Genomic DNA, 24,600 nt, shown 5'->3' with positions numbered 1-24,600 from the left:
GGTCGCCGAGGGAGCTCGCCTGAGGCCGGTCACCGGGAGAGCGTAGCGGTCGCGCGGCGCCGGACAGGGACCAGGTTGCCGCGCCGGCGGGCCAGCCACAGGAACACGACCGTCAGCAGCAGCCCGAACACCACCGCGTACGGGCTCCCCTCCGGCCCGAACTCGCCGCCGGTGAGCAGTGCCGGCCCCGACGTCACCCCGTTCAGCAGGCCCTGCGACGCGCCGTTGCCCGAGACCACGGTGGCGAAGATGCCGCCCCCGGCGAAGTTCCAGCCGAAGTGCAGGCCGATCGGCAGCCACAGGCTGCGGGTGGCGGCGTACGCGGCGGCGAGCATGCCGCCGGCCTCGATCGCGATGGCGATCGCGCCCCACAGCGTGGCGTGCGCGTTGAACAGGTGCATCAACCCGAACAGCACGCCCGTCAGCGCCAGCGCCGGCAACGTGCCGATGCGCTCCTCGACGATCCTGAACAGGATGCCGCGGAAGATGACCTCCTCCGTCACGGCGGCGGCGGCCATGAACCCGGCGATCGCCACGGCCCCCGTCACCGAGCCCATGCCGTCGACCCGGTAGCCGCCCACGAAGGCGATGTTCAGGATGACGGCCGCGAACATCCCGGCGCCGATCAGCATCCCGCGGCCGGTGGCAGCGGCGGCGCCCTTCGCGGCCACCTCGTCAGGAGCGCGGCGCTCGGACCAGCGCACCGTCCAGGCGTACACGAACAGCGCGAGCGCGGCCGTCGCGACGCCGAGGACCAGGGTGAGGTACGGATTTCCGCCCACCGCCTGCACGCCCGCATGACCGGCGGCGGCGACCACCACGGCGGGCACGAGCTGCTTCAACAGACGCATGACGACTCCCCTGCGACCTCCCGCGGCCGGTCGCCGCGCTCACGCCGAGAACGCTAGGGATCCGGCGGCCTGGAATCGTCACCGCCCGGTGGACAGTCACGCGTAGCTCTCATGGGGGACAGACGCCCCGCGACCGGCCGCGGCGAATCGGCTCGCACGCCCGGGATGAATGGCTGTATTCAGCGCTCCCGATCAGCCGGAAATAAGCTCACCCGCCGGCGTCAACTCTTTCCGAGCCGTAATTCGCACGGCCATTCACGGCTCGCCGGCCGGCGCTGTGATGGACCGCCCGCGCGGCCTGTCGCGGGTGCGTGCCGGGCGTGTACTCTGTGGAACGGAAAACGCAGAAGTCCTCGTTCGTCCGCCCGGGATCCTCGCTTCGGGCGGAAGGTCAGGGCAAGCGGACGTCCGCCGCCACCGCACCTTGACCTGCGAATTTCTCCCTTTCCCAGAACCTGTCACGGTGGGTGGTTTTCGGGCCGGGCAAAAAGACCCGGCGAAGGAGCGATGGAAATGGCGCGCCTCGGTGATCGTGCGGACCAGCTCAAGTGCTCGTTCTGCGGCAAGAGCCAGCGGCAGGTCAGGAGGCTCATCGCCGGCCCCGGCGTCTACATCTGCCAGGAGTGCATCGAGATCTGCAACGAGATCATCGAGGAGGAGGCCGAGGAGACCTCCGAGGTCAGGCGCGACGATCTGCCCAAGCCGCACGAGATCCACGCCTTCCTCGACGCGCACGTCGTCGGCCAGGAGAAGGCCAAGAAGACGTTGTCGGTGACCGTCTACAACCACTACAAGCGCATCTTCTCCGGCAACACCGGCTCGCGCGGCGACGACGTCGAGCTCGCGAAGTCCAACATCCTGCTGCTCGGGCCGTCGGGGTCGGGCAAGACGCTCCTGGCGCAGACCCTCGCCAAACTGCTGGACCTGCCGTTCGCGATCGCCGACGCCACAGCCCTCACCGAGGCCGGCTACGTGGGCGAGGACGTCGAGAACATCCTGCTCAAGCTCATCCAGGCCGCCGACCACGACGTACGCAAGGCCGAGACCGGCATCGTCTACATCGACGAGATCGACAAGATCGCCCGCAAGAGCGAGAACCCCTCGATCACCAGGGACGTCTCGGGCGAGGGCGTCCAGCAGGCGCTGCTGCGGATCTTGGAGGGCACCACCGCGTCGGTGCCTCCGCAGGGCGGGCGCAAGCACCCGCAGCAGGAGTTCATCCAGCTCGACACCACCAACGTCCTGTTCATCTGCGGGGGCGCCTTCGCGGGCCTGGAGCAGATCATCGAGCAGCGCGTCGGGCACAGGAGGATGGGCTTCGACTCGGTGCTGCGCCCGGCGGGCGAGCACCCCGGCGGCGGCCCGCTGGCGGCGCTCATGCCGGAGGACCTGGTCAGGTACGGGATGATCCCGGAGTTCGTCGGCCGCCTGCCGGTCATCACTACGGTGCACGATCTCGATCGCCCGGCCCTGATCCGGATCCTGACCGAGCCCAGGAACGCGCTCGTCAAGCAGTACGCGCGGCTGTTCGAGCTGGACGGCGTGGACCTGGAGTTCACCAGCGGCGCGCTGGACGCGATCGCGGAGCTGGCGCTGCTGCGCGGCACCGGGGCGCGCGGGCTGCGGGCCATCATGGAGGAGGTGCTCCTGCCGGTGATGTACGACGTGCCCAGCCGCACCGACGTGACCCGCGTGCTCATCACCGAGGACGCGGTGCTGCAGAACGTCAATCCGAGCCTGATCCCCCTGGGCCGCGCCGCCATGGTCAGGAAACGCGGCCCCCAGGAGCAGTCGGCGTAAGCGCGGGAATTACTGAGCGCTCTTACACCGGCAATAACGTGCCGGAACATCTCGACCAACGCCATTGCCGACGACGCGTGAATACGCCGTAATCGAGTGAAAGCCGTTCCGGCGGGGCTCGCGAAGATTGTTCGCGTCAATGCCGGGTATTCGCCTGACCATGCGACTCGGCGTTCTCGACATCGGTTCCCATGCGGCCCATCTGCGTATCGCCGACCTCACGGCCGGTTATCCGCCGCAACCGGTGGCCACGCTGAAACGCCAGATCCGCCTGGCCGAGGCGATCAGCAGGGACGGGGTCATCGGGCGCGCGGGCATCGACCGGCTGACGGAGGCCGTCAGGGAGGCCGCCGCCGTCGCGGCCCAGCACCGGGTGCACGAGCTGGTGCCGTACGCCACCGCCGTGGTGCGTGACGCCGCCAACCGCGACGCGATCCTGACGGAGATCCGGGCCACCTCGGGGGTCCGGGTCGGTTACCTGGACGCCGAGCAGGAGGCGAGGCTGACCTTCCTGGCGGCACGGCACTGGTTCGGCTGGTCCGCGGGGCCGATCCTGCTGGCCGACATCGGCGGCGGCTCCATGGAGCTCGCCTACGGCAGCGGCGAGAACCCCGACCTGGCGCTCTCCCTGCCCCTGGGCGCCGGCCGCCTCACCCGCCACCACCTGCCCGACCCCGAGCGGGTGAAGCGCAAGCACCGCAAGCGGCTGCGCGCGCACGTGGAATCGGTGCTCGCCAGGGGCGTCGGCGACATCTCCGCCAGGCACCGCATCGGACAGGCCACCGCGGTCGCGACGTCCAGAACGTTCGCCCAGCTCGCCCGGCTGTGCGGGGCGCCGAAGGCGAAGGCGGGGCCCCACATCGTCCGCGAGCTCCACCGGGTCGACCTGGGCGGGGCCATCGAGCTCCTGGCCGCCAGGACGCCGACGGAGCGCGCGCAGCTCCCCGGCGTCTCGGCCGCCCGCGCCCGCCAGATCCTCGCCGGCGCCATCGTCGCCGAAGCCACCATGGCCGCCCTGAACCTGGCGGTGGTGCGCATCTGCCCCTGGGCGCTGCGCGAGGGCATCCTGCTGGACCGGCTGCACCACTCGGCGGGGCACGCCCGGCATCTGTACGCGATCCAGGGCGAGAGCGCCTGACCGGAGATCACGCCCCCACGGCGTCGGCCTTGGGGCCCTCCGCCTGCTGCAGGAACCCGCCCGAGCTGGACCGGTCGTCCAGGCCGCCCACCGAGAGCACGTCGGAGCGGAACACCGCCCCGCCCAGCACCTCGGTGACCCGCGGGTCGGCCCCCCGCGCCTGCTTGTGGCCCGGCGGGGTGAAGGGCAGCTGCCCGCTGTCGTGATGGGCCTGCAGTGCCTGCAAGATCGGCGCCTGAGAATGATCCATGAGCCCGCACGTGACCCGTCACGAGTGCCGGAAACGGACGAACCCCCTGATTGCTCCTGTCACCGGTGGGCAGGGGTGCGGGATGCGCGCCCCACCGTCACCCCATGTCGCCCTGCCCGTGATGTACCAGCGGTGGTCGCGCATGACGTTCGTCCACTGGCGCTACCGGCCGGAGCGGGTGCAGGCGCTGCTCCCGGCCCGGCTGCAGGTCGAGCCCTTCGACGGGGCGGCGTGGGTGGGGCTCACCTGCTTCCTCATGCGGGACGTGCGGGTGCCCGGCGTTCCGGCGCTGCCGTGGCTGTCCACGTTCCCGGAGACGAACCTGCGGACGTACGTGCGCGACGCGCGCGGCCGTACCGGGATCTGGTTCTTCTCCCTCGACGCGGGGCTCCTGCCCGCCGCGCTCGGCGGGCGCGGCGGTTACTGGCTGCCCTATCACTGGTCCGGGATGTCGGTCGAGGCCGAGAACGGCCGCACCCGGTACAGGTGCCGCCGGCGCCTGCCCGGGCCGGTCGGCGCGCGGTGCGACGTGGACGTGGAGATCGGCGTGCCGCTGGTGGAGCGCGAGCGCGACGAGCTGGCGCACTTCCTGACCGCCCGGTTCCGGCTGTTCAGCCTCGTGGCCGGCCGGCTCGCCGCCGCCAGCGTGGAGCATCCGCCGTGGCCGCTGCACCATGCCCGCCTGAAGCGCCTGGACCAGGACCTGGTGCAGGCCGCGGGACTGCCCGCTCCCGAGGGGCAGCCCGTGCTGCACGCCTCTCCCGGGGTGCGGGCGCGGATCGGGATGTGGAGCTGGTGACGAGCGGCCCTGCGGCGCCGGGCGCGCGCCAGCACCGCCCCGGTGACGGCGCTTCAGGCGTGCGCCTGGGTCGCCTTCCTGACGGCCTCGAACAGGCGTGCCGCCCGCGTGTCCGGGACGCCGTCCCTGACCCGGTTCATCACGTAGCCGAACGCGAGCCCGGTCCGCGGGTCGGCGAAGCCGAGGGAGCCGCCGAGGCCGCCGAACCCGAAGGCCGTGGGCGAGTACCAGAACGCGTCCGGGGTGGGCAGGCCGAAACCGGTGCCGATGCGTACGGGCACGCGCAGGATGCGGTCGACGCCCGCGACCTGTTCCGCGGTCGCGGCGGCCAGGGTGGCGGGGGTGAGGACGCGGTGCCCGTTCACCTCCCCGATGAGGGCGGCGTAGAAGGCGGCCAGGGCGCGCGCCGTGCAGACGCCGTTGGTGGCGGGCATCTCGGCGGCCTGTTCCCTGGGGTCGTTGTGGTCCAGCACGGGCTGGACGACCATCATCGCGCGCACGGTCAACGAGGACGGGTCGGCGTAGGCGGCCACCACGTCCCGCATCGGCTCGGGGACGGCGGCCAGGTCGACGGCGGAGGGGTCGAAGCCGCCCGGGTCGGTGACGATGCGGCTGACCCGGTGGTGCTCCCGCTCGGGCAGCCCGATCCACAGGTCCAGGCCGAGCGGCCGGGCGATCTCCTCGGCGAGGAACGTGCCGAGGCTGCGTCCGCAGACCCGGCGGACCACCTCGCCGACGAGCCACCCGTAGGTGTGCGCGTGATAACCGTGCTCCGCCCCCGGTTCCCAGAACGGCCGCTGGGCCGCCAGCGCGTCCACGACGGGATGCCAGGCGATCGCCTCGGCCGGGGTGACCGGACGGTCGAGGGTGGGCAGGCCGGCCTGGTGGGTGAGCAGCCACCGCACCGGGATCCGTTCCTTGCCGTTGGCGGCGAACTCGGGCCAGTAGCGGGCCACGGGCGCGTCGAGGTCGAGCTCACCCCGCTGGGCCAGCAGCAGCGCGCACGCCGCCGTCACCGCCTTGGTGGTGGAGTAGACGATCTGCAGGGTGTCGCGCTCCCACGGGCGGCCCGTCTGCGGATCCGCGATCCCGCCCCACAGATCGACGACCTTCCGTCCGCGCAGGTAGACGCTGACCGCCGCGCCGGCCTCCGCTCCCGAGGCCAGGTTGGCCGCGAACGCCTCGCGCACCGCCTCGAACCCCGGCGCCGTCTCCCCGCCCACCTCTGAACCGTTGTCGAGCATGCCTCATCGCCTTCTGTCCGTGATGCGAAAGACAAGCGGGCGTCAGCGGCGGAACTTCTCGATGAGCCACGCGCACAGCTCAGGCTCGCTCATCTCGGGAAACTCCTCCTGGAACGTCGCCAGCGCGCGCAGCGCCTCGTCCCGGTCGAGGCCGCGGGCCATCGCCGCCTTGAGGTACTCCTGGCGCGCCGCGACCGGACGACCGCCTCCGGCCCCGCGCCCCGGCAGGCCCTCCCGCCAGCGCACGATCTCCTGCACCCGATCGGGCCGCCAGCCGGGAGCCCCGTCCACCTCGACGTCCGGCTCGGGGAACGCGTGCTCGGAGCCGCCGGGGTAGCGCGTGCGCCACTTGTGCACCGCGTGCCGGGTCACTCCCAGGGCCTCGGCCACGCCGAGGACACCGAGATAGTGCTCGGTCATGGGCGCACCAGCTCGTCCTTCCGGCCTCCTTCGCGGATCTCCAGTAGTACCACGCCCGGCGCCTCGCCCTCCGAGGCGCCGAAAACATTGTCTCTATAAGAGACGATGTTTTCAACCCTCCGGCTCACGGCAGGGCCCTGACGCGGGCGGCCTGCTCCTCCTGGACCCTGCGGGCCGTACGCAGGAAGTCGAGGACGGTCGCCAGCGCGTCAGCCCCGTACGCCCGCAGCGCCTCGGCGCCCGCCCGCCCAACAGGCAGGAAGATCTCCGCCTCCGCGGAGCGGGCGGCCTCGGTCGCGGCGACCAGGACCCGGCGGCGGTTGCCCGGATCGGAAGAACGGGACACCATGCCCGCCCGCTCCAGCCGGTCGATGACCGTGGTGGTGGCCGCCGGGCTCAGCTTCAGCGCGGCGCTGATCCGGCCCGCGGCCACCGGCCCCTCGCCCAGCACCACGTCGAGGCAGCGCAGGTCGGTGCGGTTGAGGCCGACGCCGAGGCGTTCGGAGCGCTGTTCACCGACGACTCCGACTACGTCTCCTACGACGGCACCGTCGCCCGCGGCCGGGCGCGGCACCAGCACAACCACGACAAGCTTTTCCGGGGCGTCCTGGCCGGCTCGGCCCTGGTCGGCGACCTGGAGTCGGTCCGCTACCTCACGCCGGACGTGGCCGTCGCGCACGGCACGGCCTCCGTCCTGATGCCGTGGCGGTCCACGCTCCCCAGGCGGCGGCTGTCGCGGCAGACCATCGTCGTGGTGCGCACGGAGACCGGCTGGAAGATCGGCGCCATCCACAACGGCCGCGTACGGCCGGTCACCGTTCCCGAGCCCGGCTCGTTCCCGTCGAAGATGTCCCGGCTCATGGCCCGGGGCGCCCGCCGGCTCGGCCTCACCGGGTGACGGTCAGCAGCTCCTGCTCCTCCGCCCGATCGTCGTAGGCCGAGCGCGCGTCCGAGATCCCCCGCCGGTGCTCCTCGGTCCAGATCACCGGCGACCTGATCACCTCGTGCAGCGAGACGCCGAGCGCGGTCAGCTCGCACTCCACCCGGGGCGGCACCACCGAATGCACCGTCCGCCGCTCCAGCAGCGCGATCACCAGCAGCGACCATTTGTCGGCGGCGTTCCCAGCAGCGGCAGCCACACCTCGTCCACGATCTCGGCGATCGCCTCGTCCGGCACCGGGCGCATCGTCATGAACAGGTCGTGGCGCAGCAGGTCCAGCGGCAGGTTCACCACGCGGGCCCGGCGGGGCACGTCGGGCAGCTCGCCGCGCTCGACCGCGCGGGCCACGATCGTCTCGAAGGCGGTCGGGTGGCCCGGCGGCAGGAGGGTGTCGCGGAGCTCGCCGAGGCTGGTGCCGGTGTCCTGGAAGTAGTCCACGAGCTGCACGCTCATCAGCGTGATCATGCCCGCGCGGTCGGCGTCGGCGTTGCGCAGGAAGCCGATCGCGTCGCCGCGCAGGCTGCCGGTGTCGGGCACCGCGATCGGGCGCCAGTACCTGGTGAGCGTGGCCAGCAGCAGGTCGTCGCGGTGGGCCCAGCGGCGGTAGAGCACGGGGCGGCTAGTGCCGGCCCGGGCGGCGACGGCCTCGAAGGTGAAGCCGTGGTATCCGTGTTCGAGCAGGACCTCCCAGGCGGCGTCGAGGAGCGCGTCCTCCAGCTTGGCGCCACGCCGGCGGGACGCGTCGCGCTCGTCCCTGCGACTCATCCGCGTACCTTATCGCGGTGACCCCGCCCCGCCGCGAGGCGACGCGGCGCCGGTGTGTGACCATGTTCACCGAGCACCTGAGCCGGCCGCCGGGCCTCGAACCGGCCTGGGGCCCACCGCGTCCGGCACCCCCGGAGAGAACATGCCGCACGTCCCCCGCGATCCGCTCCAGAGAGCTCCCCGGCGGGTCGCCCTGATCGTGGCCGTCGCGTGGTTCATGCAGAACCTCGACACCACGATCATCAACACCTCCCTCCCCCAGATGGCGCGGACGTTCGGCGTGGACGCCGTCAGCGTGAACATCGGCATCACCGCGTACGTCGTGGCGGGCGCCGCCTTCATCCCGCTCGGCGGCTGGCTGTCCGACCGGTACGGCGCCAAGCGGGTGTTCGCGACCGCGATCGTGGTGTTCGGCCTGGCCTCGGTCGGCTGCGCGGCCTGCACGGAGCTGTGGCAGTTCGTCCTGGCCCGTGTCGTCCAGGGCGTCGGCGGCGCCCTGATGATGCCGGTCGGCCGCATCATCGTGCTCAGGAACGCCGGCAAGGAGGACCTCCTGCGGGCCACGGCGCTGATCACCTGGCCGGCCCTCATCGCGCCGGTCATCGCCCCGGTCGTCGGCGGCGCCCTGACCACCTGGTACGGCTGGCAGTGGATCTTCCTGCTCAACGCGCCGCTCGCGCTTATCGGCACCGCGCTGGTGCTGGCCTACATCCCCGGCCTGCGCGAGCCCGACCCCAGGCCGCTGGACCGCACGGGAACGATCCTGATCATCGTGGCGCTGAGCCTGACGATCTACGGGCTGTCGGAGCTGGCGCATCCGTCGGCGGTGGGCCTGGACCTCGCCCTGCTCGCCGTCGGCACGCTGGTGGGCGTGGCCGCCGTCCGGCGGTTCCGCCGGGCCGCCCATCCGCTGATCGACCTGGCGCCGCTGCGGGTGCCCACGTTCGCGGCCTCCACCCTGCACGCCGGGAACCTCATCCGGCTGGCGATCAGCGCGACGCCGTTCCTGCTCCCGCTCATGCTGCAGGAGGCGTGGCGGCTGACGCCGCTGGAGGCGGGCCAGATCGTGCTGGTGTACTTCCTGGGCAACCTGGTCGTCAAGACGATCACCACGCCGCTGCTGCGGCGGCTCGGGTTCCGTACGGTGCTGATCGGCAACGGCGTGGCGGTGGCGCTGTCGATCGGGGCGTTCGGGCTGCTGGACGCCCGTACGGGGTTCGCCGTGGTGGCCGTGGTGGCCTTCGCCGCCGGGGTGACCCGGTCGATCGAGTTCACCGGCATCAACACGCTGTCGTTCGCGGACATCGGCCCCACCGACCGGGCCTCGGCCTCGACGTTCTTCAGCATGATGCAGCAGATCTCCATGGCCCTGGGCGTGGCCGCCGCCGCGATCGTCCTCCAGGTCGCGCACGGCCCGGCCGCGACCCCGCTCACCCAGGGCGACTTCGCCCTCGCGTTCGCGCTGTCCGGCGCGGTCGCGCTGGCCGGCGCCCTGCTGATGGTGCGGCTGCGGCCCGACGCCGGGCACGAGGTGACCGGGCACCGGCCGCGCAGGAAGGGTGAGGTCCCCACCCGCACCTGAGCGGAGGCCCACCGCTATCCTCTCGACGGTGGAGGTGGCGAGGATGCGCATCGGCGTCGTGGGGGTCGGCGAGATCGGCCGGGCGATCGTGACCGGGCTGTGCGAGGGCGACGGCAAGGCGCCCGAGGTGTTCCTCTCGCCCCGCGGCGCCCGCACGGCCGCGGAGCTGTCCGAGCGCTACGGGAGCGTCCAGGTGTGCGCGGGCAACCAGGACGTGGTGGACCGCTCCGAGGTGGTGATCATCGCCGTACGCCCCCAGGACCGGCACGAGGCGCTGACCGGCCTGCGGGTGGGCGACGACAAGATCGTGATTAACGTGATGGGCGGCGTCGCGAACGACGACGTGCGCCGCGCGCTGGCCACCGGCGCGCCGCTGGTGCGGGCCATCCCCCTGCCCGCCGTCCGCGAGCGCCGCTCCGTCACGGTGACCTGCCCGTCGCATCCCGTGGTGGACGCGCTCTTCGAGCCGCTGGGCGGCGTGCTTCCCGTTCCCGACGAGGCCGCCTTCAACGTCTTCTCGGCGCTCACCGCGACGCTGACCTCCCACTACTGGTACCTCGCCACGCTCACCTCCTGGGCCGCCGGGCACGGCATGACCGCCGACGCCGCGGACCGCTACGTCCGCGGCCTGTTCCAGGGCGTCGGCCGGAGCCTGAGCGACGAGTCCCGTTCCCTGGACCGGCTCGCAGCCGACCACGAGACCCCGAACGGGCTCAACCAGCGCATCCGCACCACCTGGTTCGACCAGGCCAACTCCGACGCGCTCCGCGCGGCTCTCGACGCCCTTCTCGCCGACCTGAGGTGACCCCGGCTCAGGCGGGCTCCGTGGCCCGAGCTGCCGCGCAGGGGGCGTAGCCCTTCCTCGACGTGGCCGGCGCGATGCGCCGGCTCGCGATCGAGCGTGCCTTCGAGCGCTTCCGGGCTCATGCTGCCGACCTCGATCCCTCCCCTCGTGCGCCATCGAATCTGAAAGTCACTTTCTCAAGCGATTGACTAGCCGATAGCGGAATGCCTAGAGTCACTCGCTGGAGATAGTGACTGTCTCGAATCTGAAGGGACTCGCGCAATGACGCTGGAACAGAGATCACGCAGCCGGATCGTCCTGGTGGCGATGTACGTCGGAGCGGCACTCACCGCGCTCGCCGCCCTCTTCCCGTTCGCCGACCGGTCGGTGCTGGCGGATCACCTCAGGGCGAGCTACCCGAGCTACGACCCCGGCGCGATCGACGCGGCCGTCTCCGCGTACCTGGTCATCCTGGCCACCGTGGGGGCGCTCGGGCTCATCGGCTGGTTCGGCACGATCCTGGCGGCGCGCGCCGGCAAGCGCTGGACCCCGTGGCCGGCGACCGGACTGCTGGTGATCGCTCTGTCCATCGCGATCGCCGGGCTCACCGTCCAGGACGTCTCCGGCGATGTCGGCCTGGCGCCGCTGCTGGGCTGGCTCCTGGTACTGCCGTGCGTACCCGGCCTCGTCGCGGTCGCGATGTGGAAGAGAACGCGATGAGCGAAGACCGCCCGGGGGCGCGAGGCGCCGGCGGGGCCGTGACGCGGGGGCTCGCGGCGCTCAAGCGGGCGATGTACCGGGGCGGGCGGCCGAACACGATCATGCGGTGGTGGAACCGTCTCGACGCCCTCGCCTACGGGGTCCGCTGGTTGTCGCCGGGCCATGCCGCCGTCCTGAAGGTGGTGGGGCGCCGCAGCGGGAAGCTCACGTCGGTTCCGGTCGCGGTCACCCGCCACCGCGGCGCCGACTTCCTCGTCTCGATGCTCGGACCGGACGCGAGCTGGGTGCGCAACGTCGAGGCGGCGGGCGGCAGGGCGGCGCTGCGCCGGCAGGGCCGCGAGTTCCCCGTCCAGCTCGAGGAGATCCCGACCGGCCAGCGCGCCGAGATCCTGCGCCGCTACCTCGCCGGCGCGCCCGGCGCCCGGCCGCACCTCGGCCTGGCGCCGTCGGCGCCCCTGCCGGAGTTCCGCCGGATCGCGCCGCGGCACCCCGTCTTCCGCGTCCACGAGCTCTAGACGGAGCCCGGGGGCCTCAGCGGAAGGCCGGCAGGACCATCTCGACCAGCGCGTCCACGTCGGCGTCCACCATCGGCTCGCCGGTCATGCCGAGCCGGTGGAGCAGCGTGCCGACGATGACGTCGATGAAGAACAGCACCCGGCGCTCCGGCTCGCCGAGCACGTCCTGGAGGGCGAGCCGGTAGGGGTCCTGCAGCCGCGAGGAGAGGATCTCGCGCAGCTCCGGGTCGCTGACGGCGTCACTGAACACGCCCGCGAACGCGTCGCCCACCCCCGGCTCACCGATCTTCCCCGCGATCCACCGGATGGCCGAGGACAGGATCTCGGCCCGGTTGCCGCCCTCGAGCGGCGCCGGGCCGAACGCGTCGAGGAGGCAGTCCACGATCAGCGCCCCCTTCGTCGGCCAGCGACGGTAGATCGTCGTCTTCGCGATACCGGCCGCGGCGGCGATGCGCTCGACGGTGGCACGCGCGTAGCCCAGCTCGTGGACCGTGCTCAGCGTCGCGGCGAACACCACGGCGTTGACGCCGGAACGCGGGCGGCCGGGCGGCCGGGCGGGTGTGCTCGAGGTCATGCGCACACGATACCTTTTTACGCTACCTTGGGTTTCGAAACCTTAGGTAGCGAAACCTGAGGTAGCGAAACTCGCCGACCAAGGAGGGACATGAGCGACATCACCATCGCGGAGCGGCCGTCGGAGCCGGACTGGCCGACGCTGACCGCCGCGGAGCTGATCGCCTACCGGGACGCCGAGAACCGGGTCCGCGCGTCCGCCGCGGCCCGGGCGATCACCGGCGAGCCGGATTCGGGCGCCGCGATCGAATGGCGCCGGGTGGCGCTGCCCGGCCGCGAGCTCCCGGTCCGGGTGTACCGCCCCGCGGCCGGCGGCCCCCTGCCGCTCGTGCTGCACGTGCACGGCGGCGCCTTCGTGGGCACGGCGGCGCAGAGCGACTGGGTCAACAGCCACCTCGCCGCCCACCTGCCCGCGCTGGTCGTCTCGGTCGAGCACCGTCTCCTCGACTTCGCGACCCCGCTGTCCGCCGCCGCGGACGACGGCTGGGACGTGCTCGGCCACGTGGTGGGCCACGCCACGGAGTGGGACGTCGATCCCGCGCGCACCGCCGTCTTCGGCGAGAGCTGCGGCGCGCTGATCAGCGCCCTGGCGGCGATCAGGGCCCGCCGGGCCGGCCTGCCCCTGCGGGCGCAGGTGCTGGTCAACCCCGCGGTCGACGTCACCCCGGCGGCCCTCGGCCACGAGTCGATGAGCCGGTTCGCGCACACCCCCACCCTCACCATGCCGCAGTTGCGCTTCTTCCAGCGGCTGGCCGTGCCGGACGGAAGCGACCCCCGGGTCCTGTCACCGCTCCACGCCGGCGACCTGAACGGCCTGGCCCCGGCGCTCGTGGTGGTGCCGACCCACGACCCGCTGGCCGACCACGGCCGCCGCTACGCCGACCGGCTCCAGGCGGCCGGGACGCCCGCGCGGCTCAGCGAGTACCCGGAGGCGGGGCACGCGTTCCTCAGCATGCCGGGCGTGGCGCCCCAGGCGGCGCCGGCCCGGGCGGAGATCCTCGAGTTCCTCCGCGAGGCCCTCCATGGATGACGACCCGCTCGGGGGCGCCCCGCCGCGGGTGTCCGGGGCCGGCACCGTGGCCGGCCTGCTGCGCCCGCACGCCGGCAGTTTCGCCGCCCTGGTGATCCTCCAGGTGATCGGCGCCGTGGCGGGCCTGGCGCCGCTGCTGGCCGTGGTGGAGCTGGGCCGCGCGTTGTTGTCGCCCGGCCCGCTCGACAGCGGTCACGTCTGGTTCGTGGTGCTCGCCGGCGCGGCCGGCCTGCTGGTCCGGTTGCTGTTCACCTCGGCCTCGTCCGGGATCGGGCACCTGCTGGACGGCCGGGTGCAGCTGGCGTTCCGCCGGCGGCTGGCCGCGCACCTGGGGCGCGTGCCGATCGGGTGGTTGTCCCGGCGCCGGACGGGTGAGCTGGCCAAGCTGGTCGGCGACGACGTGAGCGCGGTGCACCCGTTCGTCGCGCACACGCCCGGCGAGCTGGTCTCGGCGTTCGTCGTGCCGCTGGTGTCGCTGGTCTACCTGTTCGCCGTGGACTGGCGGCTCACGCTGATCACGCTGATCCCGGTGCTGCTGGCCCTGGCGATGGTGCCGCTCATGATGACCGCCGCGCGGCAGCGGGAGCAGCGCGAGTTCGACGCGGCCATGGGGCGGATCGCCGGCTCGGCCGTGGAGTTCGTGCAGGGCATCGCGGTGGTCAAGGCGTTCTGCGGGGCGGAGCGTACGCACCGGAGGTTCCTGACGGCCACGGACGAGTTCGCCGATACGTTCCTGCGGTGGGCGCGCGGGCTGGCCCCGATCGCCGCCGCGATGCAGACGGTGCTGGCGCCGCCGTTCGTGCTGCTGGTCGTGCTGGCCGGGGGCGCCGTCCTGATCGGCGGCGGCGGCCTGGCCCCGGCTGACCTGCTGCCGTTCCTGCTGCTGGGGCTGGGGCTGACCGCACCGGTGGCGGCGCTCGGCCACGGCTTCGACGACATGCAGGCGGCCTGGCGCGCGGTCGGCCGGATCCGGGACGTGCTCGCGGTCGAGCCGCTGCCCGAGCCCGCCCGCCCCGTCGCGCCGCACGGGCACCGGGTGGAGCTGCGGGACGTGCGCTTCGGGTACGACGCCGGACGCGAGGTGCTGCGCGGGATCGACCTGGTGCTCGAACCGGGCACGGTCACCGCGATCGTGGGCCCCTCGGGCAGCGGCAAGTCCACGCTGGTCCAGCTGCTGCCCCGGTTCTTCGACCCCACCGGCGGCTCGATCACCCTGGGCGGCGTCGACCAGCGCGAGCTCGGCAGCCGCCGGCTCTACCAGGCGGTCTCCTTCGTCTTCCAGGACATCCGCCTGCTGCGCGCCTCGGTCGCCGACAACATCGCGCTGGCGGTCCCGCACGCCGGCCGCGACCAGGTGGTCCGCGCCGCCCGCCTGGCGGGCGTCCACGACCGGATCCTGGAGCTGCCGCGCGGCTACGACACGGTGCTCGACGAGGAGGCCGGGCTGTCGCGCGGCGAGGCGCAACGGGTCGCCCTCGCCCGCGCGCTGCTGGCCGACACCCCCGTGCTGGTGCTCGACGAGGCGACCGCGTTCGCCGACCCGCAGACGGAGCAGGCGGTGCGGCGAGCGCTGGCCACGTGGCAGGGCGGCGAGCGGACGATCGTGGTCATCGCGCACCGGCTGGAGACGATCGCCGACGCCGACACCGTCGTGATGCTGGACAACGGATCGATCGTCGAGCGCGGCACACCGGCCGAGCTGCTGCACCGCGACGGCAGGTTCGCCGCCTTCTGGCGGTCACACCGAGGAGACGAGCCCCGATGATACGCATGCTGCTGCGCGTGCTGGGACACCAGTACGCGCGACCGGTGCGCCGCACCGTGGCGCTGATGACGACGACCGCGATCCTCGAAGGCCTGTCGTACGCCCTGCTGGTCCCCGTGCTCGCAGCCCTCTTCGAGCGCGACGCCGCAGCCGCCCGCCCGTGGCTGATCGCGTTCGGCGCGGCGGTCGCAGTCTACGCCGGGCTCCGCTACGTCAGCGACCTGTCCGGGTTCCGCGTGGGGACCACGCTGCTGCGCGGCACGTACCGCCGGCTCGGCGACCACCTGGCCCGCCTGCCCATCGGCTGGTACGGCCCCGGCCGCGTCGGAGAGGTGTCGCTGCTGGCCGGCCGGGGCGTGCTGCAGGCGATGAGCGTGATCGCGCACCTGCTGACGCCGTACGTCTCCGCCGCCGTGACCCCGCTGACCATCGTGGCGGTGATGCTGGCCCACGACTGGCGGCTGGGCCTGGCCGCGCTGCTCGCCGCGCCCGCCGTGGCGGCGGTCCAGCTCTGGACGGGACGCGCGACGGCGGCGGCCGACGCCGAGCGCCACCACCGCGACCAGCAGGCCGCCGGCCGGGTCGTCGAATACCTCCAGGCCCAGCCGGTGCTGCGGGCCGGCGGTCGCACCGTCGAGCGCTTCGGCCTGCTCGACGACTCGCTGCGCGAGATCCGGCGTGCTTCCCGCCGCTCCGCGCTGTCGGCGCTGCCCGGCGTTCTCGGGCTGTCCCTCACGGTGCAGGCGATCCTGACCGCGCTGCTGGTCCTGGGCACGTACCTGGCGCTCGGCGGCGGCATCGGCGCGGCCGAGGTGCTGGCGATCCTGGTGCTGGCCGCCCGCTGCGCCGACCCGCTCCTGTCCCTGGCCGACCTCGGCGGCCAGCTCCGCGGCGCCCGCGCCGAGCTGGCCAAGCTCGACACGCTCCTGAGCACCCCGCCGCTGCCCGAGCCCCGCGAGCCGGTCCGCCCGGACCGCCACGACCTGGAGTTCGACTCGGTCACCTTCCGCCACGGCGACCGCACGGTGATCGACGACCTGTCGCTGACGCTGCCCGAAGGGCGGCGGCTGGCCGTCGTCGGCCCGTCGGGCGCGGGCAAGAGCACCCTGCTGCAGCTCCTGGCACGTTTCCACGACGTGGACTCCGGCGCGGTCCGCATCGGCGGCGCGGACGTCCGCGCCGTCGACACGCGGACGCTGATGTCCCGGATCGCCATCGTCTTCCAGGACGTCTACCTCTTCGAAGGCACGATCGAGGACAACATCCGCCTCGGCCGCCCCGACGCCACGGAGGCCGAGGTCCGCGAGGCGGCGACCGCCGCCCGCCTGGACGAGGTGATCGACCGTCTGCCGGACGGCTGGGCCACCGACGTCGGCGAGGGCGGCGCCCTGCTGTCGGGCGGCGAGCGCCAGCGGGTGTCCATCGCCCGCGCCCTGCTGAAGGACGCCCCGATCGTCCTGCTGGACGAGGTGACCTCCGCCCTGGACCCGGTGAACGAGGAGGCGGTCCATGCGGGCATCGAGCGGCTGGTGGCGGGCCGGACGGTCGTGATGGTGGCCCATCGCCTGCGCACCGTCCGCGACGCCGACCGCATCGCCTTCCTGGACGCCGGCCGCATCGTGGAATCAGGCACCCACGACGACCTGCTCCGCCGCGGCGGCCGTTACGCGGCCTTCTGGGAGATCTCCATGGCCCCGGCTGCGAACGGCGGTGTGGACGTCAGAGCGTCCGGGTCATGAAGGCGCTGTGCGGGTCGGGGCCGTAGCCGGCGAACGCGCCGCAGGGCTCGAAGCCGAACTTCTCGTACAGCCTCCTGGCCCGCGCGAAGTGCTCGGTGGAGCCGGTCTCCAGGCTGAGCCGTTCCAGGCCCATCGCCTTGGCCTGCTCCAGCATGTGGGTGAGCAGCAGGCCGGCGATGCCGTCGCGGCGGCGGGCGTAGGCGGTGCGCATGGACTTGATCTCCCCGTGCGCGCCGCCGATGCGCTTGATCGCGCCGCAGCCGACGAGCTCGCCGTCGTCGTACACCACCCAGAACGTGACCTCGGGGCCGCGCAGCGCGTCGAGGTCGAGCGCGTGCACGCTGCCTTCGGGGGTGATGGAGCGCATCTCCTCCAGGTGCTCCTCCAGGAACGCGGCGATCTGCGGCCCGCGCAGATCGTCGACCACGATCGTGAACGCCATCGCTCTCCCCCGTGCGGCCCGGCCCGTTCCCCACTCACCATGCGGTCGTGCATGCCGGTGGCACCAGACCGCAACCAGGCGACATGCATCTGGTCGGGCAGAAAGCGGGGATACGCGAAGATCAGGGTTCCATATCCTATTACGCATGGTGATCCACCCCCTCAGCCGACGTTCCGCCCTGCTGGGCGCCGCCGCCACGGCCGGCCTCGCCCTGTGGGACAGCCCGGCCGAGGCGGCCGGCAGCACCCTAGGGGCCACCATCGGGGCCGCCGCGTTCGACGCCGCGCGGGAGCGGTGGGTGGGTCTGCTGGCCGGAGGGGAGTACAACAGCGCCTACGCCGACAAGACGCGGGCGGTCGAGGGCTCGGCCAACGCGGTGCTGCGCAAGCTGCGCTTCTCCTCGGGCCGCCGCCCGAGCCTGTGGCCCGACCTGCCGCTCGACGACCCCCGTACGGGCAACTTCAACCGCGCCTACAACCGCATGCGCACGCTGGCGCTGGGCTGGGCGACACCGGGCACCACCATGCACGGGGACGACGAGGTCGCCGAGACCGCGGTCAGGGCGCTGGACTTCCTGTACGAGCACGCCTACCACGAGCGGCTCGACCCGCGCGGCAGCAACTGGTACTGGTGGGAGATCGGCGTCCCCCGCTCGCTGACCGACACCTGCGCCCTGCTGTACGACGGCCTGCCCGAGGACCGCCTCAAGCGCTGGCTGCGCCCGTTGCGCCGCTGGTGCCCCGACCCGGAGCGCCGCGTCAGCCACCACGGCGTCGTCGAGACCGGCGCCAACCGCGCGGGCAAGGCCATGGCGGTGGCCATGCGCGGGCTGCTCACGCACGACGCCCGCCTGGTCAGGCGGGCCAGGGACGCGGTCTCCGACCTGCTGCGGCCGACCAGGGGCCCGGGCGACGGCTTCCACCGCGACGGCTCCTTCATCCAGCACGACGTGTACCCCTACACCGGCGCCTACGGCGTGGACTATCTGGAGAGCGTGGCCAAGCTGATCGTCATGCTCGCGCGGTCGCCGTGGGAGATCTCCGGCATCGAGAAGGTCTACGACATCGTCGATCGCTCCTTCGTGCCGTTCGTCTTCGACGGGCTGATGATGGACTGCGTGCGCGGCCGGTCCATCTCGCGCCAGGGCCACCGCGACTACCACTCGGGGCAGAAGACGGTCGAGGCCATCCTCACCTTGCTGGACGCGGCGCCCGAGCGTCATGCGCGGCGCTGGCGGCCGCTGGTGAAGGGCTGGCTCACCCGCAACCAGGCCATCCCGTACGACACGGTCGCCCCGCTGTCGAGCATCGCGAAGGCCAGGGCGCTGCTGGACGACCCATCGGTCGAGGTCGGCGCGCGCACGACCGGCACGTACGTCTTCGCCGACATGGACCGGGTCGTGCACCGCCGCCCGGGCTGGGCCTTCGCGATCGCGATGAGCTCGCGGCGCATCGGCGCGGCCGAGGCCATGAACCGGGAGAACCTGCACGGCTGGCACACCGGCGACGGCATGACCTACCTCTACACCGGCGACCTCACCCACTGGAACGACGAGCTGTGGCCGACGATCGACCCGTACCGGCTGCCCGGCACGACGGCCGACACCCGCGAGCGGGCCGATCTCCAGCACGGTCATCGCCGCCTGCCGCCCACCCCGTGGGCGGGCGGCGTGGCCCTCGACGGCGAGTACGGCGTGGCCGCCATGGAGCTGGTCGCCGGCGGCTCCTCCCTGCGGGCCAAGAAGGCGTGGTTCCTGCTCGACGACGTGGTGATCGCCCTCGGCGCCGGCATCTCCGCCTCCGACGGCCGCCGCGTCGAGACCATCGTGGAGAACCGCAACACCCACGACCGCCATCCGCCGCTGGCGCGGGGCGACGGCTGGATCCACCTGCCCGGGGTGGCCGGCTACGCGCTGCTCGACGGCGACAGCGCGGGCGCCGAGGTGATCCGCGAGAAGCGCACCGGCCGCTGGCGGGACATCGACCAGGGCGCCACCACCGGCGGCGACCGAACCCCGGTGACCAGGCACTACACGACGATCGTCATCGACCACGGCGTCGATCCGCGCAAGGCGCGCTACGCCTATGCCGTGCTGCCCGGCGCCTGCGCCGCGCAGACCGCGGCCTACGGCCTGCAGCTCAGGATCCTCGCCAACTCCGGCTCCGTGCAGGCCGTCGCCCGCGGCGACCTGCTGGCCGCCGTCTTCTGGCGCGCCGGAAGCGTCGAGACCGCGCACGGGACGCTCGCCGCCGACGGCCCCTGCACGCTGCTGGTCCGCCGGGACCACGAGCTGGTACGGCTCGCGGTCTCCGACCCGTCCAGGACCGCCGACGAGGTGAGGATCACGCTGCCCTGGCCGGTGCGATCGGTCAAGAAGGGCGGCCGCGGCGTCCGTAAGGCCAAGCGCTCGATCAAGGTGGAGCTCGGCGGCAGCCGCGGCCGTACCCACACCGCCGTGGTCCGGGTCTGACGCCGGTGCTCAGCCGCGCCCGCCGACACGTTCATCAGCGGGCCGTGAACGAGAGGATCTCCCGCACCACCGCCTCGGGGTTCTCCTCCGCGAGCCAGTGCCCCGACTCGGGGATCTCGGCCGCGCGCGTGATGTTGCGCAGCAGGGGCGCCACGGCCGGCCGGGTGGCGGCGAGTGAGCCGGTGGCCGTGAGGAGCAGCGTCGGGGTGTCCACGCGGGCGGCCGCGGCGTTGTCGCGCTCGTCCGCGTCCAGGCTCCGGTAGAGCTCGAATCCGGCGCGCAGGACGTCCCGGCGGCTGTAGGTGCGGACGAACTCCTCGACCTCCGCGCCGGTGAAGGGCTGCTTCGTCCTCGTGCCGCCGAACGCCGCCCCGCCGTGGGCGACCTGCGGGTAGAACGCCGTGAGGTATTCGCGCACGTCCGCCGGATCGTCGATGAGCCGCTCGGGAACGGCCCGCTGGCTGTTGAAGGCCATGTGCCAGGAGAAGGTCCGGTACCGCGCGGCGGGCAGCTCCGGCCCGGGGAGCGGGTAGTCCATGTGCACGTAGGACCTCACCTGCTCGGGGAACTGCGAGACGTACTGGAATCCGACCCCGCCGCCGAGGTCGTGCGCGACCAGGTCGAAGCCGCGCAGCCCGATCCGGTCGCGCAGCAGGCCGTGGACGTAACGGGCCAGGGTCTTCTTGTCGAAGCTCGCCGGGCTGCCCTGGCTGTCGCCGAGGCCGGGGAGATCGAGGGCGTAGACGGTGTGACGCTCGGCGAGCGCCGGCAGGACCTTGCGCCATTCGTACCAGGTCTGCGGCCAGCCGTGCAGCAGCACCAGCGCCGGGCCCCTGCCGCCCGTGACGTAGTGCATGCGCACGCCGCGCACGGTCGCGAACCGGTGCTCGAACGTCGCGTTGAACGCCGCGTCGTGCCTGGTCGCCGCGTCGTACGAGGCCGCCGGCGGGGTCGTCGAGGCGGCGGCGGCCGGCGCCCCGCCGGGCGGGTGCCATCCGGCGGCGCCGCCCGCGGCGAGTGAGAGGGTCAGCGCGGCGGCCGTGAGGAGCAGCCGCCGCCGGCTTCGAGTCGGTGTCATGCCCCCAGCTTGAGCTGCGGCCTTGCGGTTGTGCACACTTTTTTGCAGGATTGCAAGAGTGACGGAGGACCAGGCGGTACTGCAGAACGTCGGCCCGAGGCTGCGGCACTTCCGCAAGGCTCTCGGCATCACCCTCGCCGAGCTGGCGGAGCGCACGGGGCTCACGCCGAGCACCATCTCCCGGCTCGAACGCGGGCACATCCGCCCCACTCTCGAACAGCTCCTGCCGCTCGCCCGGGCCTACTCCGTGCCGCTCGACGAGCTCGTCGCCGCCCCGGCCACCGGCGACCCGCGGGTGCACCTGCGGGCCTTCCACAAGCACGGGCTGACGTTCGTGCCGCTGGGGGTGAAGACGGGGGGTGTGCAGGCGTACAAGGTGATCTATCCCCCCGTCTCGCAGCTCCCGCCGCCGAAGTTCCACAGGCACCCCGGCAGGGAGTGGTTCTACGTGCTGCACGGGGCGGTCCAGCTCGTCCTCACCGACACCCGGACGGTGCTGACGGCGGGCGAGGCGGCGGAGTTCGACACCGGCGTCGCGCACTGGATCGGCAACGCCCGGGACGACATGCCCGCCGAGACCATCGCCCTCTACGGGCGGCAGGGCGAGCGGGTGCACATCACCGACGTCTGAGCCGCTGGCGCGGGTCAGGGCCAGCCGTACACCTTCCTGACGGCGGCGGCGACCTCGGTGACCAGGCTCGTGCTGCTGCCGTTGGCCAGGACGGCGAAGCCCGCGCCGAGCTTCGGGTAGCCGGTGAACACGGACCTGAAGCCGTAGTTGGAGCCGTCGTGGCCGTAGGAGAAGCCGTCGGTGCCCGCGCCGGCGAGGAACAGGCCGCGGCCCATGCCGGGCTGGGGGCCCTGGCTGAGCAGCGTACGGACCGAGGCCCTGGTGAGCGGGCCGGCGAGGTCGCCGGAGGCGGTGTAGGCCCGGTTGAGGTAGGACACCAGGCGGCACAGGTCCAGCACGTTGGTGTAGAGGCCGGCGGCGGCCGACTCCGGGTAGCGGTTGCGTTCGCCGGGGATCACCGCGCCGGCGGCGGTATGGCCGGCGGCCTGCTCGAACCCGGGGCTGAGGGCGTAGGAGCTGGTGGTCATGCCGAGCGGCGCGAACACCTCCTGCTGCATGTACTGCGCCAGCGTCAGGCCGGTCTGCTGCTCCACCATCCGCTGCAGGAGCACGAACCCGGCTCCGGAGTAGTGGTACTCGGCGCCCGGCGCGGTGGTCAGCTCGATCTTCGGGGTGTTGCCCCCGCCGTTCATGATCTGCAGCAGCGTGGGGACGGCCGCGTCAGGGCCGTAACCGGGGAAGCCGCCCCCGCCCGCGTCGAACCCGGTGCAGGCGCTCGCCGGGGTGGTGGAGCCGCGGCCGATCACGCCCGCGCGGTGCGTGAGCATCCGGTCGATCGTGGGCACCGCCGTGGAGGTCACGCAGGAACGGCGCGGCAGGGTCCAGCCGAGGTAGGGGCGGATGTCGGCGCCGAGCGCGATCTTCCGGGTCTGCAGCAGGCGCAGGACGCCGATCGCGCTGACGGCCTTGCTGATCGAGGCGGCCTGGAACGCGGTCTCGGGATGGGCCGCCGCGGCGCCGCCGGCCTCCAGCCGGCCGTACCCGGTCGACCAGGCGATCTTGTTGCCGACGACCACCGCGACCGCGACCCCGGGCGTCCGGTACGCGTTCATCCGCTGCCAGATCGTCGAGCCGCCGACGGCGTTCTCGACCTGGCGCACCTTGTCGGCGGGCAGCGACGGCACCTTGCCGCGCGAGGCCAGCGCCCAGCCGCCGGACGGCGAGAAGGCCATACCGTGCACCTGCCAGCCGCCGGCCGCCAGGGTGTTCATGCGGTCGAAGCAGGCGTCGGGGATGCCGCGGGCGTGGAACTCGTCCTGGGCCACGACCGTCCAGCCGCCGGCGCGGGGGAAGGCGACCCGGGTGATGCGGCGCCCGCCCTGCGTGAGGTTGCGCATCATCTGGTAGCACTCGTCGTCCACACCCTTGGCGTAGTAACCGGCGGAGGCGGCCACCACCCAGCGGTCGCCGCCGGCGGGCGGGAAGGCGACGTCCACGACCTGCTGCCCGGCCTGGTAGAAGGCGTCGATGCGCAGCTCGCACGCCTCGGGGATGCCGCGCGCCGTCACCCCCCGGTCCGTGGCGATCACCCACCGGTCGCCGCCCTCCGGCGGGAAGGCCACACAGTTGATCTTCCTGCCTGCCTCGCTGAGCCTGCCGATCTCGGCGAAGCAGGCGTCGGGGATGCCGCGCGCGAAGTACCGGCCGTCCTGCGTGACGACGACCCAGCCGCCGGACGGGGTGAACGCGAGCGCCGTGACCCCGTACGCGGCCAGCTCACCCAGCTTGGTGTGCGCCTCGTCGGGAATGCCGCCGTCGTAGTAGGGGTAGCTCGCGGCCTGGGCGGGGGCGGCGACGTGTCCGGTCGCGGCGCCAAGACCGGCGGCGCCTGCCAGGGCCAGGAAACGTCGGCGTTCCATGGGTCACTTCCTCCTCAAGCCGGGCCCGACGATCTTAGGGGTGTTCGAGAAGGTTGTTCATCCCTGGTGGGGATCCGGGGGTTGCAACCCGAATCGGTCCGCTTGCACACGCCCGTCTCGCAGACCCCTCCTGCGCAGGCCGCGGCAAGCGTCCGCTCCTCCGGAACAGGGATCCCGGGCCGCTACAGTGACGCCTGCTCGTGATCACGATCAGGGCTCCGGGGCAGAACGCCTGGAAGGACAGGGAGATGGCGCGACGCGCGGTGAGGACGAGTGCCGGAACGCCGGCGGTCGCACTGGGTCTCCTGGCAGCAGGCACGTGCTGGCACACGCCCATGGTGATGGCGACGCCGGTCGCCGGCCAATCTGCCAGGTCCGCAGAGGCTCCGCCCTTCGGCAGTGAGCTGCGCGGACCGCTGAAGGGCCACGCACGCGGCATCACCGCGCTGGCGATCGGCGAGCGCAGCGACGGCACTCCTGTCATCGTCTCCGGCGGCGAGACGGCACCGTACGGATGTGGAACCTCAACACCGGCAAGCTCATCGGCAAGCCATGGTGGGGGCACTGTTCCACGGTCATGGAGATCGAGGTCACCAAGAGCGCCGATGGGAAGCCCATCTTTGTGACCGGCAGCACTGACTCAAGGATGCGGATCTGGAGCCTCGACACGCGTAGACCCATCGGCAAGCCTTTCAACACCTGCTTCACCTGCATGGTGTACGGGATCGCGATCGGGGCGCGCAGCGATGGACAGCGCATCGTGATCTCGGCGGAGATCCCGTACTTCCCGCTGGACGAGGGAAGCCCACCAGCGACGCTGCGTATCTGGAGCCTGGAGTCGGGCCGGCCCCTCGGGGAGGCCCTCACGCATGAAGGAGACGCCCACCATCCCGTCGTCGTGACGGCCAAGGACGGCGACGGCACCCCGGTCATCATCTCGGGTGGCGACGACCGCAACGTGGTCGCGCGCAACCTCGACAGCGGCCGGCCCCTTGGCGGCTCCTTCACCGGCCACACCGGCGACATCAGCGCTCTGGCCGTGGGCACCCGCGAGGACGGCACCCCGTCGTCGTCTCCGGCAGTCTCGACGCCACGATCCGGATGTGGAGCCTCGCCTGAGCACACCTACGCCGCATGAGCCGCCGTCGCCGGTCCACCTCACGTGGCCGGACAGAGAAATCTCAGCACAGACGTAATATGCGACT

At 72.7% G+C, this 24,600-nt stretch carries 25 protein-coding genes; 14 read left to right on the top strand and 11 right to left on the bottom strand.

Going from position 1 to position 24,600, the window contains the following annotated elements; all coding sequences use genetic code 11:
• Positions 1–29: 29 nt before the first annotated feature.
• The gene (locus HD597_RS62055; protein WP_253758747.1) at positions 30–851 is read right to left on the bottom strand and encodes a CPBP family intramembrane glutamic endopeptidase; all 822 of its coding nucleotides are present in this window, start codon (positions 849–851) and stop codon (positions 30–32) included.
• Positions 852–1,364: 513 nt separating this feature from the next.
• Between HD597_RS62055 and clpX the strand changes: the two genes are divergently transcribed.
• Positions 1,365–2,651: an ATP-dependent Clp protease ATP-binding subunit ClpX gene (gene clpX / locus HD597_RS62050; protein WP_253759978.1), complete on the top strand. Its 1,287-nt coding sequence runs from the start codon at positions 1,365–1,367 to the stop codon at positions 2,649–2,651.
• 160 nt (positions 2,652–2,811) lie between these two features.
• Positions 2,812–3,789, top strand: coding sequence for a Ppx/GppA family phosphatase (locus tag HD597_RS62045; RefSeq protein WP_253758746.1), 978 nt, complete (start codon positions 2,812–2,814; stop codon positions 3,787–3,789).
• 7 nt (positions 3,790–3,796) lie between these two features.
• Here the strand turns inward: HD597_RS62045 and HD597_RS62040 are convergent, their stop codons facing one another.
• Positions 3,797–4,039: a hypothetical protein gene (locus tag HD597_RS62040; protein ID WP_253758745.1), complete on the bottom strand. Its 243-nt coding sequence runs from the start codon at positions 4,037–4,039 to the stop codon at positions 3,797–3,799.
• Between the two features lie 82 nt (positions 4,040–4,121).
• Between HD597_RS62040 and HD597_RS62035 the strand changes: the two genes are divergently transcribed.
• Positions 4,122–4,838, top strand: a complete 717-nt coding sequence (locus HD597_RS62035) for a YqjF family protein (RefSeq protein ID WP_253758743.1) — start codon at positions 4,122–4,124, stop codon at positions 4,836–4,838.
• A 53-nt stretch (positions 4,839–4,891) separates the two neighbouring features.
• Here HD597_RS62035 and HD597_RS62030 read toward each other — a convergent pair whose 3' ends face one another.
• From HD597_RS62030 to HD597_RS62020, 3 genes are all read right to left on the bottom strand, one after another.
• Positions 4,892–6,082, bottom strand: a complete 1,191-nt coding sequence (locus HD597_RS62030) for a serine hydrolase domain-containing protein (protein ID WP_253758741.1) — start codon at positions 6,080–6,082, stop codon at positions 4,892–4,894.
• 42 nt (positions 6,083–6,124) lie between these two features.
• Positions 6,125–6,502, bottom strand: a complete 378-nt coding sequence (locus tag HD597_RS62025; RefSeq protein WP_253758740.1) for a hypothetical protein — start codon at positions 6,500–6,502, stop codon at positions 6,125–6,127.
• A gap of 124 nt (positions 6,503–6,626) precedes the next feature.
• Entirely contained in the window at positions 6,627–7,088 is a 462-nt protein-coding gene (locus tag HD597_RS62020; RefSeq protein WP_253758739.1) for a MarR family winged helix-turn-helix transcriptional regulator, read from the bottom strand.
• Between HD597_RS62020 and HD597_RS62015 the strand changes: the two genes are divergently transcribed.
• Positions 7,011–7,400, top strand: a complete 390-nt coding sequence (locus HD597_RS62015; RefSeq protein ID WP_253759976.1) for an SgcJ/EcaC family oxidoreductase — start codon at positions 7,011–7,013, stop codon at positions 7,398–7,400. The genes HD597_RS62020 and HD597_RS62015 overlap by 78 nt on opposite strands.
• Here HD597_RS62015 and HD597_RS62010 read toward each other — a convergent pair.
• Together HD597_RS62010 and HD597_RS62005 are read right to left on the bottom strand one after the other, a co-directional pair.
• Positions 7,390–7,596, bottom strand: a complete 207-nt coding sequence (locus tag HD597_RS62010; RefSeq protein WP_253758738.1) for a winged helix-turn-helix transcriptional regulator — start codon at positions 7,594–7,596, stop codon at positions 7,390–7,392. The genes HD597_RS62015 and HD597_RS62010 overlap by 11 nt on opposite strands.
• Complete coding sequence (locus HD597_RS62005) at positions 7,593–8,207, bottom strand: TetR/AcrR family transcriptional regulator (protein WP_253758736.1); 615 nt, start codon at positions 8,205–8,207, stop codon at positions 7,593–7,595. Before HD597_RS62005 ends, HD597_RS62010 begins: the two co-directional genes overlap by 4 nt.
• A 142-nt stretch (positions 8,208–8,349) precedes the next feature.
• Here HD597_RS62005 and HD597_RS62000 point away from each other — a divergent pair, with 142 nt between their 5' ends.
• From HD597_RS62000 to HD597_RS61985, 4 genes are all read left to right on the top strand, one after another.
• Entirely contained in the window at positions 8,350–9,789 is a 1,440-nt protein-coding gene (locus HD597_RS62000) for an MFS transporter (RefSeq protein ID WP_253758734.1), read from the top strand.
• A 28-nt stretch (positions 9,790–9,817) separates the two neighbouring features.
• Entirely contained in the window at positions 9,818–10,594 is a 777-nt protein-coding gene (locus tag HD597_RS61995; protein WP_253758732.1) for an NAD(P)-binding domain-containing protein, read from the top strand.
• A 261-nt stretch (positions 10,595–10,855) separates the two neighbouring features.
• Positions 10,856–11,293 (top strand): hypothetical protein, encoded by a 438-nt coding sequence (locus HD597_RS61990; protein ID WP_253758730.1) that lies wholly within the window; start codon positions 10,856–10,858, stop codon positions 11,291–11,293.
• Positions 11,290–11,808 (top strand): nitroreductase/quinone reductase family protein, encoded by a 519-nt coding sequence (locus HD597_RS61985; protein ID WP_253758727.1) that lies wholly within the window; start codon positions 11,290–11,292, stop codon positions 11,806–11,808. The genes HD597_RS61990 and HD597_RS61985 overlap by 4 nt, the downstream gene beginning before the upstream one ends.
• 16 nt (positions 11,809–11,824) lie before the next feature.
• Here HD597_RS61985 and HD597_RS61980 read toward each other — a convergent pair whose 3' ends face one another.
• Positions 11,825–12,382 carry a TetR/AcrR family transcriptional regulator gene (locus tag HD597_RS61980; RefSeq protein WP_253758725.1) on the bottom strand — a complete coding sequence of 186 codons (558 nt, stop codon included), beginning with the start codon at positions 12,380–12,382 and terminating at the stop codon, positions 11,825–11,827.
• 90 nt (positions 12,383–12,472) lie between these two features.
• Here HD597_RS61980 and HD597_RS61975 point away from each other — a divergent pair, with 90 nt between their 5' ends.
• From HD597_RS61975 to HD597_RS61965, 3 genes are read left to right on the top strand one after another with little or no spacing between them, the layout of a single operon-like run.
• A complete protein-coding gene (locus HD597_RS61975; RefSeq protein ID WP_253758722.1) occupies positions 12,473–13,411 on the top strand; it encodes an alpha/beta hydrolase in 939 nt (312 codons plus the stop codon).
• Positions 13,404–15,176, top strand: a complete 1,773-nt coding sequence (locus HD597_RS61970; protein WP_253758720.1) for an ABC transporter ATP-binding protein — start codon at positions 13,404–13,406, stop codon at positions 15,174–15,176. The genes HD597_RS61975 and HD597_RS61970 overlap by 8 nt, the downstream gene beginning before the upstream one ends.
• Positions 15,173–16,915, top strand: a complete 1,743-nt coding sequence (locus tag HD597_RS61965) for an ABC transporter ATP-binding protein (RefSeq protein WP_253758718.1) — start codon at positions 15,173–15,175, stop codon at positions 16,913–16,915. The genes HD597_RS61970 and HD597_RS61965 overlap by 4 nt, the downstream gene beginning before the upstream one ends.
• Here the strand turns inward: HD597_RS61965 and HD597_RS61960 are convergent.
• Positions 16,896–17,357 (bottom strand): GNAT family N-acetyltransferase, encoded by a 462-nt coding sequence (locus tag HD597_RS61960; RefSeq protein ID WP_253758716.1) that lies wholly within the window; start codon positions 17,355–17,357, stop codon positions 16,896–16,898. The genes HD597_RS61965 and HD597_RS61960 overlap by 20 nt on opposite strands.
• Before the next feature lie 145 nt (positions 17,358–17,502).
• Here HD597_RS61960 and HD597_RS61955 point away from each other — a divergent pair, with 145 nt between their 5' ends.
• The gene (locus tag HD597_RS61955) at positions 17,503–19,827 is read left to right on the top strand and encodes a polysaccharide lyase 8 family protein (protein WP_253758713.1); all 2,325 of its coding nucleotides are present in this window, start codon (positions 17,503–17,505) and stop codon (positions 19,825–19,827) included.
• Positions 19,828–19,861: 34 nt separating this feature from the next.
• Here the strand turns inward: HD597_RS61955 and HD597_RS61950 are convergent, their stop codons facing one another.
• Positions 19,862–20,905, bottom strand: coding sequence for an alpha/beta fold hydrolase (locus HD597_RS61950; protein ID WP_253758709.1), 1,044 nt, complete (start codon positions 20,903–20,905; stop codon positions 19,862–19,864).
• A gap of 58 nt (positions 20,906–20,963) precedes the next feature.
• On the opposite strand from HD597_RS61950, the gene HD597_RS61945 reads away from it, so the two are divergent.
• Positions 20,964–21,536 (top strand): helix-turn-helix domain-containing protein, encoded by a 573-nt coding sequence (locus tag HD597_RS61945; protein WP_253758707.1) that lies wholly within the window; start codon positions 20,964–20,966, stop codon positions 21,534–21,536.
• A 14-nt stretch (positions 21,537–21,550) separates the two neighbouring features.
• Here the strand turns inward: HD597_RS61945 and HD597_RS61940 are convergent, their stop codons facing one another.
• Complete coding sequence (locus HD597_RS61940; protein WP_253758705.1) at positions 21,551–23,395, bottom strand: serine hydrolase domain-containing protein; 1,845 nt, start codon at positions 23,393–23,395, stop codon at positions 21,551–21,553.
• A gap of 514 nt (positions 23,396–23,909) precedes the next feature.
• Between HD597_RS61940 and HD597_RS61935 the strand changes: the two genes are divergently transcribed.
• A complete protein-coding gene (locus tag HD597_RS61935) occupies positions 23,910–24,533 on the top strand; it encodes a WD40 repeat domain-containing protein (protein ID WP_253758702.1) in 624 nt (207 codons plus the stop codon).
• Positions 24,534–24,600: the final 67 nt, after the last annotated feature.

The sequence above is a fragment of the Nonomuraea thailandensis genome (assembly GCF_024172165.1).
Classification (GTDB): Bacteria; Actinomycetota; Actinomycetes; order Streptosporangiales; family Streptosporangiaceae; genus Nonomuraea; species Nonomuraea thailandensis.
This window is presented reverse-complemented; position numbering and strand designations above follow the sequence as displayed.